Origin of the sequence: Burkholderia sp. DN3021 (assembly GCF_049805555.1) — a bacterium.
Lineage (GTDB): Bacteria > Pseudomonadota > Gammaproteobacteria > Burkholderiales > Burkholderiaceae > Burkholderia > Burkholderia pyrrocinia_C.
In genome coordinates this window covers 40,551-52,825 of sequence record NZ_JBNCAB010000014.1, presented here as the reverse complement: position 1 = coordinate 52,825, position 12,275 = coordinate 40,551, and the positions used below count along the sequence as shown (strand labels likewise).

Here is a 12,275-nt window from a genome sequence, read left to right as displayed (position 1 = left end):
AAGAAAACGGCCGCTCGTGATCCCGAGCGGCCGTTTTGCGTGGGGCGGTGCGGCGACGCGATCAGGCCATGCGCTTGCGCACCGCGCCGACGATCACCAGCAGCACGATCGCGCCGATGATCGATGCGATCCAGCCCGCACCCTGGCCCGGCGCATACCAGCCGGCCGCGCGGCCGACGTAGCCGGCGACCAGCGCGCCGACGACGCCGAGTACGGCCGTCATCAGGATGCCCATCTTGTCGTCGCCGGGCTTGAGTGCGCGGGCGAGGAGGCCGACGATGAGCCCGACGACCAGGGTTTCGATGAATTGCAGCATGAACGCCTCCCTATTGCTGTTGAGCTGTTGACGAAAGGAAATTGACCCGTGCGACGCACAAGGGTTCCATGCGACGGCAAGCCGGCGCGTGGTGTGCGGAGTATCGCATGCCGGCGCGTCGCGCAGATGTCAGGCGGCCGGCGCGCCCGTGACCGGGTCGAGACGGCGGTAACCTTCGGTCGCTTGCAGCAGCGTGCGCGTGTAGTCGCGCGCGACCTGCCCGGTGCGCACGTCCTCGACTCGAAGCTGCTCGACGATCTCGCCGTGCTGCATCACGGCGACGCGCTGGCACAGGAAGCCGATCACCGCGAGGTTGTGGCTGACGAGGATCATCGTCAGGTTGCGTTCGCGATGCAGGCGGCGCAGCAGGTTCAGGATCTCGGCTTGCACCGACACGTCGAGCGCGGACGTCGGTTCGTCGAGCAGCAGCACGCGCGGCTCGACGATCAGCGCGCGCGCGATCGCGACGCGCTGCCGCTGGCCGCCCGACAACTGGTGCGGATAGCGGAAGCGGAACGCGGGACCGAGGCCGACCTCGGCCAGCGCGCGGGCGATCCGCGCATCGGCGTCGCCGATCGCATGGATCGACAGCGGCTCGCGCAGCGTCTGGTCGACGGTGAAGCGCGGATGCAGCGATGCGTACGGATCCTGGAACACCATCTGCACGTGGCGGCGGAACGCACGGTCAGGGGTGCCGCCGACCGGCCGTCCGTCGATCGACAGGCTGCCGGCCGCGAGCGGCACGAGGCCCGTCAGCGCGCGCAGCAGCGTCGACTTGCCGGAACCCGATTCGCCGACGAGCCCGAACACTTCGCCGTCGCGGACCGCGAAGCTTGCGTCGCGCACGGCGTCGACGTGACCCGTGCGGGTCGGGAAACGGATCGATGCGTGATCGACGTCGATCATCGTGCGGCCTCCTGGCGATCGGCGGGTGTGGGCGCATGCGGTGCGGGATCGAGCCAGGCCGGATCCCGCCGCAGCACGGGCAGTTCGTCGGGCGGGTTCGCGAGCGGCGGGTTCGCCGCGAGCAGCCCGCGCGTGTACGGATGCGTCGCATCGCGCAGGTCGCGCGCGGCGCAGGTTTCGACCACGCGCCCCGCATACATCACCGCGACGCGATCGCAGAACGACATCACGAGCGGCAGGTCGTGGCTGACGAACATCAGGCCCGTGTTGTGCCGCGCGATCATCGCGTCGAGCACCGCGAGCACCTGCATCGACACCGCGACGTCGAGCGCGGAGGTCGGCTCGTCGGCGATCAGCAGGCGCGGGCCCGTCGACACCATCATCGCGATCATCACGCGCTGGCCCATGCCGCCCGACAGCTCGTGCGGATACGCATCGGCGACGCGCGCCGGGTCGCGGATCTGCACGGCCGCGAGCGCGTTGACGATCCGCTCGCGCAGCGCGCGGCCGCGCAAGCCCGGCTCGTGCCGCCGGAACGCTTCGCCCATCTGCTTCGCGACGGTCATGACCGGGTTCAGCGAATACTTCGGATCCTGCAGGATCATCCCCATCTGGCTGCCGCACAGGCGCCGGCGTTCGCGCGGCGACATCGCGAGCAAGTCGTGGCCCGCGAAGCGCATCGTGCGGGCCGACCAGCGTGCGGCTTCGGGCAGCAGGCCGAGCAGCGCGCGGCCCGTCAGCGACTTGCCGGAGCCCGATTCGCCGACGATGCCGAGCCGTTCGCCGGGCGCGAGCGTCAGCGACAGGTCGCGCACCGCGTCGGTGACGACGCCGTCGTGCCCGCGAAAGCCGATTTTCAGGCCGTCGATCTCGCAGAGCGGCGCGGGCGCGGTGGTGGAATTCATCGGCATGTCATGCTCCATGGCGGGGATCGAAGACGTCGCGCAGCCCGTCGCCGAGCAGGTTGAACGCGAGGCTCACGAGCAGGATCGCGATGCCGGGCAGCGTCGCGACCCACCACGCGTCGAGCAGCACGTTGCGGCCCGACGCGACCATGAAGCCCCACTCGGGGCTCGGCGGCTGCGCGCCGAGGCCGAGAAAGCCGAGACCCGCGACGGTCAGGATGATGCCGGCCATGTCGAGCGTCGCGCGCACGATCACCGACGACATGCACAGCGGCATGATGTAGCGCAGCAGGATCCGCGGGCCCGACGCGCCTTGCAGCCGCGCGGCGTGGATGTAGTCGGCCTGCGCGATGCGGATCGTTTCGGCGCGCGCGAGCCGCGCATACGCGGGCCACGCGGTGATCGAGATCGCGACGACCGCGTTGATCACGCCGGGCCCGAGCGCGGCCGCGAATGCGAGCGCGAGCACGATCTTCGGGAACGCGAGCGCGATGTCGGTGATGCGCATCAGCACGCTGTCGACGAAGCCGCCGCAATAGCCGGCCGTCGTGCCGATCGCGAGGCCGATCGGCACGACGATCACGACGACGAGCAGCGCGATGCCGAGCGTGAGGCGAGAACCTGCGATCAGCCGCGAGAGGATGTCGCGGCCGAGCTGGTCGGTGCCGAGCCAGTGCGATGCGGAGCCGGGCGGCAGCAGCCGGTCGGACAGCACCTGGCGCAGCGGATCGTGCGGCATGATCAGCGGGCCGACGATCGCGACGACGATCAGCGCAACCAGGATCGCGAGCCCGAACAGGTTGAGCGGATTGACCGCGAAACGGCGCCAGCGGCGGTAGGCGAGGCCGAACGCGGCCTGCGAGCGCGACGCGGGCGCATCGGAAAGCAGCCACGCGCGCAGCGTGAGACGTGCGGCATTCATGGTCGGGTGGCCTTCGGCATGGACGGTGAAGGAAGCAGGATGGAAACGGTCATGTCGAAGCGGCCCTCAGCGCGCACGCGGATCGAACACGCGGTACAGCGCGTCGGTCAGCAGGTTGACGGTGATGAACATCACGCCGATCACGAGCGTCGCGCCGAGCACGGCGCTCATGTCGGCGTTCAGCAGCGCGCCAGTCAGGTACGAGCCGAGCCCCGGCCACGCGAACACGATCTCGGTCAGCACCGAGCCTTCGAGCAGGTTGCTGTAGGTGAGCGCGATCACGGTGAGCAGCGGCACCGCGATGTTGCCGAACGCATGCCGCCAGATCACGCGCCGCTCGGACAAGCCCTTCGCGCGCGCGGTGACGATGTATTCCTGGCTCAGCTGGTCGAGCATGAACGAGCGCGTCATCCGGCTCAGGTACGCGACCGAGTAGTAGCCGAGGATCGCGGCCGGCAGCGCGATGTGCGACACCGCGTTGCGGAACACGTCCCATTCGCCCGCGAGCGCCGCGTCGATCAGCAGGCTGCCCGTGCGCGGGTCGACCATCCCGTCGTACACGGGATCGAGCCGGCCCGGGCCGCCGACCCAGTGCAGCCGCGCGTAGAACAGCAGCAGTCCCATCAGCCCGAGCCAGAACACCGGCACCGAATTGCCGATCAGCCCGACGAAGCGTGCGATGTGGTCGATCGGCCGGTTGTGCTTCACCGCGGCCGCGACGCCGAGCGGCACGCCGATCGCGATGCCGATCAACGTCGCGATCGTCGCGAGTTCGAGCGTGGCGGGGAACACGCGCCTGATGTCGTCGAGCACGGGGTTCGACGTCAGCAGCGACATGCCGAGATTGCCGTGCAGCACGTCGCGCGCGTAGATCAGGAACTGCGTGACGAGCGGCTTGTCGAGGCCGAGTGCGATGCGCTCGGCCGCGTACGCGTCGGCCGACGCGCGATCGCCGAGGATCGCGAGCACGGGATCGATCGGCACCTTGCGGCCGATCACGAACGTCAGCGCGAGCAGCCCCGCGAACGTGACGGCGAGCGTGAGCGCCCAGCGCAGCACACGCAACGCCCAGCGTACGGCCGGGCGCCGCGCGGGCAGCGTGCGCAGTGCTTCGAGGGAGGAGGCGGGAGTCGACATGCGGCGAACCTTATTGCTTCTTCAGGTTACGGTACGACACGAGATCGTTGATCGGCCCGACTTCGAGCCCGCTCACGCCGGGCCGCGTCGCGACCTGCGCGACTTTCTCGAACATGATCACGAACGGCGAGCGCGCGAGCATCTCCTTCTGCATCGCCTGGTACCGCTGCGCGCGTTGCGCGGCGGTCGGCTCGGCGAGCGCGGCGTCGGTGTCCTTCGTCAGTTGCGGAATGTCCCAGCTGTTGCGCCAGGCCAGCATTTTATAGCTCGACTTGTCGGAGTTGTCGGGGTTCCATGCGAAACCCTGCGCGTTGCTGTGCGGATCGATGTAGTCGGCCGACCATTCGCCGATGTAGATGTCGTGCTGGCGAGCGCGGTATTTCGCGAGCGTCTGCTTGTTGTCGCCGGGGATCAACTGCACCTTGACGCCCGCCTGCGCGAAATTCGCCTGTACGGCCTGCGCGATCTCCGTGTACGGATAGTCGTTGCGCACGTCCATCGTCACCGAGAAGCCGTTCGGCACGCCGGCCTTCGCGAGCAGCGCCTTCGCCTTCGCGACGTCGAGCTTGTACGGGTTCGTGTTCAGCGTGCCGAGGAAGCCTTCGGGCAGGAAGGTCTGGTGCACCTTGTAGGTCGTCTTCACGACGTTGGCCTGGATGCCCGCATAGTCGACCAGCCACTTCAGCGCTTCCTGCACGTCGGGCTTCGCGAGCGTCGGGTTCTTCGTGTTCAGGCCGAGATACAGCAGCGTCGCCTGCGGTGACGCCGCGACCTTCGCCTTGCCGGATTTCACGACGGAAGCGAGATCGTCGGGGCTCAGGTCGCGCGCCGCGTCGACGTCGCCGTTTTCCAGCAGCAGCCGCTGGCTCGCCGCTTCGGGCACGTGGCGCAGCACGATGCGCTTCATCGCGAGCGGCAGCCGGTAGCCGTCGAAGCGCTGCAGCACGATGCTGTCGCCGGCCGTCCACTTGACCAGCTTGTACGCGCCGGAGCCGGCCTCGTTGGTCTTCAGCCACGCATTGCCGAAGTCGTTGCCCTGCTGGTGCGACAGCAGCAGCTTCTTGTCCAGCACCGACGCGGGCCACGAGCCGAGCACGTTCAGCACGAAGGTCGGCGCGTATTTGCGGTCGGTCGTGACCGACACTGTCAGGTCGTCGAGCTTCTTCACGTTCGCCGCGACGTTCGCCTTCGTGAGGCCGATGCCGTTCAGCACGGCGGCCGGGCCCTTGTCGAGCAGCACCGCGCGCTGGATCGACCATGCGACGTCGTCGGCCGTCAGCGGGTTGCCCGAATGGAACTTGAGGCCGGCGCGCAGCTTGAACGTATAGGTCAGCCCGTCGGTGCTCACCGACCACGACTGCGCGACATCGCCGTTGAATTTCGACGGATCGCGCAGGTCGACCCGCACGAGCCGGTCGTACGTGTTCGCGACGTATTCCTCCGGCACCAGCTCGTAGATCTCGCCCGGGTCGAGCGTCGTGAATTCGTCGAGCAGCGTGGCCATCACGAACAGGTCCTTCGGCGTTTCCGCGTGCGCGGCGGACAGCGGAACGGCGGCGAGAACGGATGCGGCGGCCAGCGCCGCGACGAGCCGGGATGTCAGGGGTTTCATTTGCGCTCCATCGTGAGGTGAACGTGCAATGGGTGAACGTAAAACGGCAACGGGACGTGCATTACATCAGGCGCCACGGGCCGCTCGCCGCGTTGTCGATCTGCGGCAGCGCGTGCGAGCCGGGCAATTCGTAGTGCCACCATTCGCTGTCGATGTGCGCGAAGCCGGCCGCGCGCATCACGCCGAGCAGCAGCAGGCGATTGCGTTGCACGGTTTCGGGCAGCCCCGCGTGGAAGTGGCCCGACGCGGCAACCATCTCGTCGAAGCCCGTGCCCATGTCGAGCGGCTCGCCGTTTGCGCCGACCAGCGTCAGGTCGAGCGCGGTGCCGCGGCTGTGATTCGAGCCGCGGCCGAGATCGGCGATGAAGTCCGGATCGGGCAGGAAATCCCACAGCACCTGCTGCGCCTGCGGCGGCCGGTACGCGTCGTAGATGCGCAGCGTGAAGCCGGCCTGCGCGGCGACGTCGACCGCGCGGCGCAATGCGGCTTCGGCCGGTTCCAGCAGCAGACAGTGCGCGCGGCGGTAGATCGGCTTGCCGGTCAGGTTGCGGTCGGTCGCGTAGACGAGATCGATGTCGACGCGATGCGTGGCGGGCGTGATTTCGACGAGGCGGTGGTCGTTCATCGGCGGTTCGGGTTGGTTCAGGCTCGCTCAGGATTCGAATTGGTCGAACGTGTGCTGCAGTTCGCGATTGCGCGCGACGCGCCGGTCGATCGCGGGGCCGAGGCGGTCGACGACGGCCGTGATCAGCAGGTTGAACAGGCAGGTGAGCGGCGCGAGCGAATCCCAGAACTGGCCGACGTCGGTCTTCACCTGCAGCAGGTCGGCCGGCCATTCGCGGGCCCACGGGCACGAGAGATCGGTGACCAGCGCGAACGGCTGCCCGCGTTCGGCGGCCGCCTGGCAATAGCGGCGCGCGCTGCGCGAATACGCGCGCGTGTCGGTGACGATGCAGTACGGCCGCTCGAATTCGGAGTTCAGCGAATCGACATACGAGCCCGACTGGCCGTCGGAGTAGAACACGCGCGGGCGCAGGTATTCGAGGTAGCTGCTGAACGCGTTGCTGATCCCGCGCGTCGACTGGATGCCGAGGATGAATACGGCGTCGGCATGCGCGATGCGATCGGCGACCTGCGCGAACACGGGGCCTTCGGCGAGCCGGTACACGTGGCGGATCGCATCGAGTTCGCGTTCGAGCGACGACGCGAGCGCGCCGTCGCTGCCTTCGGCCGGTTGCGTGCCGGCGGTGCGGCGGTATTCGTCGAGCCGGTCGGTGATCATCCACGGGCGATCGTCGCCGCCGCGCAGTTCGCGTTTCAGGTCGTCGAGATTGCGGTAACCGACGCTGCGCAGGAAACGCCCGACCGAGATGCCGCTGGTGCCGGTTTGCTGCGCGATCTGGTCGGCGGTTTCGAGGCCGAGCCGATCGAGGTTCGCGAGCATGTAGCTCGCGATGCGCTTCGCGGTCGGCGTCAGCTCGGCAAAGCGGGATTCGACGGTATGGGCGAAGGCGCAGATCATCGGTATGTTAGATCATTGTCATTGAATGATTCGATGTCATCTATCTAACAAAGCCAAAATCATTCGCGCCAGCGGATAAAAACTATGGCGTGAGGACGGGTGATAGGGTCGAAAACGCGTTCAAGGGGCGGGTGATGGCATGCAAAGGTACGTTTTATGTCTGTCAGGCATATTTGGAGTTTATGTCTGTGGGGAATAATTTGCGTTTATGCCTGTCAGGAATATACTGCACTTATTGCCTACAGGAATCCGCGCCGTGAACTTCATCGTCAATACGCCCGCGCAACTGGGCGAAATCCTGTCTTCCGCCCGGCAGGCCAAGGGCCTGACGCAAGCCGAAGCGGCTGTGCGAATCGGCGTGGGCCAATCGCGTCTGTCGCTGCTCGAATCCACGCGTACCGAAAGCCTGTCGCTCAGCCAGTTGCTCGAGCTGACCGCGCTGTACGGCCTCGAACTCAGCATCCGCACGAAGGACGGGCGCGACGTAGCCGACGTCGAGTGGTAAGCGATGGGACGCAAATCGCACACCCGCGCGTTGTCGATCTGGACGAATGGCCAGCGGGTCGGCACATGGCGGATTCCCGCGCGCGGCGACATGGAACTGCGGTACGACGCCGGCTGGAAGCAGTCGGCTGTCGGCCGCCCGTTGTCGCTGTCGCTGCCGTTTGGTGTCGGCGAGGCACCGTTGCGCGGCGAACGCGTCAATCACTATTTCGACAACCTGCTTCCGGACAGCGACGCCATTCGGCGCCGCTTGGCCGCCCGGTTCGGTACGGCGACGACCGAGCCGTTCGATCTGCTCGCCGCGCTCGGTCGTGACTGCGTCGGGGCGGTGCAATTGCTCGGCGAAGACGATGCGCCAGCCGGCCTGGATCGTATCGACGGTACGCCGCTGTCGGACGACGACGTCGCACGCGTGCTCGATCAGGCGAGCGGCGTGACGACGGGGGCCGGGAACGACGACGATTTCCGGCTGTCGCTGGCCGGTGCGCAGGAAAAGACCGCACTGCTGTTTCACGACGGACGCTGGATGCGCCCGCATGGCGCGACGCCGACGACGCATATTCTCAAGTTGCCGCTCGGGCTGGTCGGCAACAAGCGGGCCGATCTCACGGCCTCTGTCGAAAACGAGTGGTTGTGTCTCGCGATTCTGCGAGCGTTCGGCCTGCCGGCGGCGAATGCGGAAATCGTGCGTTTCGGCGCGCACACGGTACTGTCGGTCGAACGGTTCGATCGTACGTTGCATCGTGACGGCGGGTGGCTGTTGCGCTTGCCGCAGGAGGACTTCTGCCAGGCGCTCGGCGTGCCGCCTCACCTGAAGTACGAGTCGCAGGGCGGCCCCGGCGTGCCGGACCTGGCCGGCCTCCTGCGCCGTTCGGAAACGGCGCGGGAGGATCTCGACACACTGTTCGCGGCCCTGATCGTATTCTGGATGCTTGCTGCGCCAGACGGGCATGCGAAGAACTTCAGCCTGCGCCTGCTGCCGGGCGGCCGTTTCCGTCTCACGCCGCTCTATGACGTGATGTCGATCTGGCCGGTCGAAGGCGATGGCGCGAACCAGTGGTCGTGGCACAAGGCGAAGCTCGCGATGGCCGTGCACGGCAAGCGCAAGCACTATGCGATGCGCGACGTGACGCGACGGCACTTCACCGCGATGGCCGAATATTGCCTGCTCGGCGATATCGCGACACCGATCGTCGAACGGCTCATCGCGACGACGCCGCACGTGATCGAGTCGGTCGGCGCTGCGCTGCCTCCCGGTTTTCCGGCGAGGGTGGCGGAGCGCGTCCTGGGTGGATTGCGGTTCGCCGCGCAACGGCTCGCCGAAATGCCGCGGGAGTAAACCGCGCCTCGGCCCGGCCCGGTCGGCTGGCGTTCGACGTATCGGCATCCGCTTGTTTCCGTTTTTCACGATCAGTTATCCGAATCGACTGCAGCGCATCGTGATCGCGCGTCGCGTGTCTCGATCATCTCGGGTCGCCATGCACGGCATCACGACCGCGCGCGGTCGTATTTCCGCATTCACCGGACCAGACCGATTCGCCGACATCGGTGACATTCCGGCATCCCGCTGCACCGCAATAATTACAAAAATTAAAGTCGATCAGTTTAAATCATTAATTCAGGTTAATAATTCATTTAAGTTTTGCTGCGATTTGTATTTAACTTGCGTCACGGGATGTTTGATTTTCGATAATCCGAAAAACGGCAGGTATTCCGTAGCGGAAATTCTCTTAATCACAAGAATGAAGAGGAAATCATGACGAATCTTTCTCGACGCAAGATGCTGGCGGGTACGGCCGGCGCCATTGCCGCCGCGGGCATTGCGGTATCGGCCAAGGCCGCCTCGTTCGGCAATCCGGACAGTCCGCCGGAAGGCGCGGTGAATGCGCGCAACCGCCAGAGCCTGACCGACCCGGGCCCGAAAAATCCGGCAATCGCCAACCAGTTTCCGTCTTTTCAGGATCCGCCGGCCACCGATATCAACGGGATGCCATTATTCTGGGCGTCTTTCAATAATGCCCATAAACGAATTCAAAATGGCGGATGGGCGCGCGAAGTCACGCAGGACGATTTTGCGATTTCGGAAACCATTTCCGGCGTCAACATGCGCCTGACGCGCGGCGGCATTCGCGAGATGCACTGGCACCAGCAGGCCGAGTGGGCGATCATGCTCGACGGCCGTTGCCGGATCACGGTGCTCGACGAGCTGGGGCGGCCGTCGGTGCAGGACGTGAAAACCGGCGATCTCTGGTATTTCCCGCCCGGCCTGCCGCATTCGCTGCAGGGCCTCGGCACCGACGGCGCCGAATTCCTGCTCGCGTTCGATAACGGCCGTGCGTCGGAATTCAATACGCTGCTGCTGACCGACTGGGTCGCGCATACGCCGCCCGACGTGCTCGCGCTGAACTTCGGCGTGCCGGCCGATGCATTCAGGAACGTTCCGCTCGACAACCTGTGGATCTTCCAGGGCGACGAGCCCGGTCCGCTCGCGGAAGCCCAGCGCGCGTCGGCTTCGTCGGCCGGTGCGCCGCCGCATCCGTTCGTCTTCTCGCTCGGCGATATGAAGCCGGTCAGGAAGACGCGCGGCGGCGAAGTGCGGATCGCGGACAGCACCAACTTCAACGTGTCGACGACCGTCGCGGCGGCGCTCGTCACCGTGCATCCGGGCGGCATGCGCGAGCTGCACTGGCATCCGAACGCGGACGAATGGCAGTACTACCTGCAGGGCGAGGCCCGGATGACCGTGTTCGACACGGGGCCGAAGGCGCAGACGGCCGACTTCCGCGCGGGCGACGTCGGCTACGTGAAGAAGAGCCTCGGACACTACGTGCAGAACACCGGCAAGACCGACCTGGTGTTCCTCGAGATCTTCAAGACCGACCGCTACGCCGAAGTGTCGCTGTCCGACTGGCTCGCGCATACGCCGCCGAAGCTCGTCGAGGCGCACCTGAACGTCGCGCCGGACGTGATCGCGCAGTTTCCGCGCAACCGTCCCGACGTCGTGCCGCTGTAACGCTGTCGTCGCGCCACCACGGCCGGCAGCCGGCAGGCCGGCCGCGGCGCCCGCTTCCGGGCAAGCCCTCCTTATCCGAACGGAACACAACACACCATGATTCCCGTCACGAGCAAACCCGCCGGCGGCTTCGCGCTGCCGGCGCTGTCTCCCGAGCGCGCCGACGGCGCGGCGCGCGCCGCGCTGGAAGGGCGCCGCACCGGTGTCGCCGCGCTGCTGCCGTTCGTCGGCCCGGCCGTGGTCGCGTCGATCGGCTATATGGATCCCGGCAACTTCGCGACCAACATCCAGGCCGGCGCCGCGTACGGCTACCGGCTGCTGTGGGTCGTGCTGGCCGCGAACGCGATCGCGATGCTGTTCCAGGCGATGTCGGCGAAGCTCGGCATCGTGACCGGCCGCAATCTCGCGGAGCTGTGCCGCGACCGTTTCCCCGCGCCGGTCGTGTGGGGCATGTGGGCCGCGTCCGAGATCGCCGCGATGGCGACCGATCTCGCCGAATTCCTCGGCGGCGCGCTCGCATTCGGGCTGTTGTGCCACCTGTCGCTGTTCGCGGGGATGATCGCGACGGCGTGCGCGACCTGCGCGATCCTCGCGCTCGAAAAGCGCGGCTTCCGGCCGCTGGAAGCCGCGATCGCGGCGCTGGTCGGCGTGATCGGCGCGTGCTATCTCGGCGAGCTGCTGATCGCGCCGCAGGACTGGCACGCGGCCGCGTTCCACCTTGTCGTCCCGCAGATTCCGGATCATGCGGCGCTGACGATCGCGGTCGGGATCATCGGAGCGACGATCATGCCGCACACGCTGTATCTGCATTCGGGCCTGACGCAGGATCGCGCCGCGCCGCGCGACGACACGGAACGGCGGCGGCTCGTGCGTTTCTCGAACCGCGAGGTCGTCGTCGCGCTCGGGCTGGCCGGGTTCGTGAATCTCGCGATGGTGATGATGGCGTCGTCGGCGTTCCACCTGAGCGCGCCAGGCATGACGGACATCGGCGCCGCGTATCACACGCTGATCCCGGTGCTCGGGCCGGCGGCCGGTGCGCTGTTTCTCGTTGCGCTGCTGACGTCGGGCGTGTCGAGTTCGGTGGTCGGCACGATGGCCGGGCAGGTCGTGATGCAGGGTTTCATCCGCCGCCGCATGTCGGTATGGATGCGGCGCGCGGTGACGGTCGCGCCCGCGTTCGCGATGGTCGCGCTCGGCTGCGACGTCACGCGCGCAATGGTGGCAAGTCAGGTCGTGCTGAGTTTCGTGCTGCCGATGCCGATGATCGCGCTGCTGATGCTGTCGGCGCGCGAGGATGTGATGGGTGCTTACGCAATGCGGATGCCGTTGCGGATCGTCGCCGGCGCAGCGACGATCGTGATCGTCGGGCTGAATGCGTATCTGGTGTGGGCGGCATTCAATTGAACGGCGGCGGTGCGCGGCGACCGCCGGGCCGCCG

At 67.0% G+C, this 12,275-nt stretch carries 13 protein-coding genes; 5 read left to right on the top strand and 8 right to left on the bottom strand.

Annotated features, from left to right (window positions below):
* Positions 1-61 precede the first annotated feature (61 nt).
* The 8 genes from ACPUER_RS10045 to sapR form a co-directional block, all read right to left on the bottom strand.
* On the bottom strand, positions 62-316 hold the full coding sequence (locus ACPUER_RS10045; RefSeq protein ID WP_034180284.1) for a GlsB/YeaQ/YmgE family stress response membrane protein: 255 nt from the start codon (positions 314-316) through the stop codon (positions 62-64).
* A gap of 129 nt (positions 317-445) precedes the next feature.
* Positions 446-1,222 carry an ABC transporter ATP-binding protein gene (locus ACPUER_RS10040; RefSeq protein WP_175959296.1) on the bottom strand — a complete coding sequence of 259 codons (777 nt, stop codon included), beginning with the start codon at positions 1,220-1,222 and terminating at the stop codon, positions 446-448.
* Positions 1,219-2,133: an ABC transporter ATP-binding protein gene (locus tag ACPUER_RS10035; protein WP_425130999.1), complete on the bottom strand. Its 915-nt coding sequence runs from the start codon at positions 2,131-2,133 to the stop codon at positions 1,219-1,221. Before ACPUER_RS10035 ends, ACPUER_RS10040 begins: the two co-directional genes overlap by 4 nt.
* Position 2,134: 1 nt before the next feature.
* The gene (nikC, locus tag ACPUER_RS10030) at positions 2,135-3,049 is read right to left on the bottom strand and encodes a nickel transporter permease (RefSeq protein ID WP_310137512.1); all 915 of its coding nucleotides are present in this window, start codon (positions 3,047-3,049) and stop codon (positions 2,135-2,137) included.
* Between the two features lie 66 nt (positions 3,050-3,115).
* Complete coding sequence (locus tag ACPUER_RS10025; protein WP_175959293.1) at positions 3,116-4,186, bottom strand: ABC transporter permease; 1,071 nt, start codon at positions 4,184-4,186, stop codon at positions 3,116-3,118.
* 10 nt (positions 4,187-4,196) lie between these two features.
* Positions 4,197-5,798 carry an ABC transporter substrate-binding protein gene (locus tag ACPUER_RS10020; protein WP_425130998.1) on the bottom strand — a complete coding sequence of 534 codons (1,602 nt, stop codon included), beginning with the start codon at positions 5,796-5,798 and terminating at the stop codon, positions 4,197-4,199.
* A gap of 61 nt (positions 5,799-5,859) precedes the next feature.
* Positions 5,860-6,423, bottom strand: coding sequence for a D-alanyl-D-alanine dipeptidase (gene ddpX, locus ACPUER_RS10015; RefSeq protein WP_310137517.1), 564 nt, complete (start codon positions 6,421-6,423; stop codon positions 5,860-5,862).
* A 27-nt stretch (positions 6,424-6,450) separates the two neighbouring features.
* On the bottom strand, positions 6,451-7,320 hold the full coding sequence (sapR, locus tag ACPUER_RS10010; protein ID WP_425130997.1) for a sap1 transcriptional regulator SapR: 870 nt from the start codon (positions 7,318-7,320) through the stop codon (positions 6,451-6,453).
* A gap of 256 nt (positions 7,321-7,576) precedes the next feature.
* Between sapR and ACPUER_RS10005 the strand changes: the two genes are divergently transcribed.
* From ACPUER_RS10005 to ACPUER_RS09985, 5 genes are all read left to right on the top strand, one after another.
* Positions 7,577-7,825, top strand: coding sequence for a helix-turn-helix domain-containing protein (locus ACPUER_RS10005; RefSeq protein ID WP_425130996.1), 249 nt, complete (start codon positions 7,577-7,579; stop codon positions 7,823-7,825).
* Positions 7,826-7,828: 3 nt separating this feature from the next.
* Positions 7,829-9,163 (top strand): type II toxin-antitoxin system HipA family toxin, encoded by a 1,335-nt coding sequence (locus ACPUER_RS10000; protein ID WP_425130995.1) that lies wholly within the window; start codon positions 7,829-7,831, stop codon positions 9,161-9,163.
* A complete protein-coding gene (locus ACPUER_RS09995) occupies positions 9,114-9,584 on the top strand; it encodes a hypothetical protein (protein WP_425130994.1) in 471 nt (156 codons plus the stop codon). The genes ACPUER_RS10000 and ACPUER_RS09995 overlap by 50 nt, the downstream gene beginning before the upstream one ends.
* Complete coding sequence (locus ACPUER_RS09990; protein WP_425130993.1) at positions 9,581-10,837, top strand: oxalate decarboxylase family bicupin; 1,257 nt, start codon at positions 9,581-9,583, stop codon at positions 10,835-10,837. Before ACPUER_RS09995 ends, ACPUER_RS09990 begins: the two co-directional genes overlap by 4 nt.
* Positions 10,838-10,933: 96 nt before the next feature.
* Positions 10,934-12,241, top strand: a complete 1,308-nt coding sequence (locus tag ACPUER_RS09985; RefSeq protein WP_425130992.1) for an Nramp family divalent metal transporter — start codon at positions 10,934-10,936, stop codon at positions 12,239-12,241.
* Positions 12,242-12,275: the final 34 nt, after the last annotated feature.

Coding starts and splice junctions, on each gene's coding strand:
- sapR (WP_425130997.1), bottom strand. CDS start 7,320: ATGATCTGCGCCTTCGCCCATACCGTCGAATCCCGCTTTGCCGAGCTG.
- nikC (WP_310137512.1), bottom strand. CDS start 3,049: ATGAATGCCGCACGTCTCACGCTGCGCGCGTGGCTGCTTTCCGATGCG.
- ACPUER_RS10045 (WP_034180284.1), bottom strand. CDS start 316: ATGCTGCAATTCATCGAAACCCTGGTCGTCGGGCTCATCGTCGGCCTC.
- ACPUER_RS09990 (WP_425130993.1), top strand. CDS start 9,581: ATGACGAATCTTTCTCGACGCAAGATGCTGGCGGGTACGGCCGGCGCC.
- ACPUER_RS10025 (WP_175959293.1), bottom strand. CDS start 4,186: ATGTCGACTCCCGCCTCCTCCCTCGAAGCACTGCGCACGCTGCCCGCG.
- ddpX (WP_310137517.1), bottom strand. CDS start 6,423: ATGAACGACCACCGCCTCGTCGAAATCACGCCCGCCACGCATCGCGTC.
- ACPUER_RS10035 (WP_425130999.1), bottom strand. CDS start 2,133: ATGCCGATGAATTCCACCACCGCGCCCGCGCCGCTCTGCGAGATCGAC.
- ACPUER_RS09985 (WP_425130992.1), top strand. CDS start 10,934: ATGATTCCCGTCACGAGCAAACCCGCCGGCGGCTTCGCGCTGCCGGCG.
- ACPUER_RS10040 (WP_175959296.1), bottom strand. CDS start 1,222: ATGATCGACGTCGATCACGCATCGATCCGTTTCCCGACCCGCACGGGT.
- ACPUER_RS10000 (WP_425130995.1), top strand. CDS start 7,829: ATGGGACGCAAATCGCACACCCGCGCGTTGTCGATCTGGACGAATGGC.
- ACPUER_RS10020 (WP_425130998.1), bottom strand. CDS start 5,798: ATGAAACCCCTGACATCCCGGCTCGTCGCGGCGCTGGCCGCCGCATCC.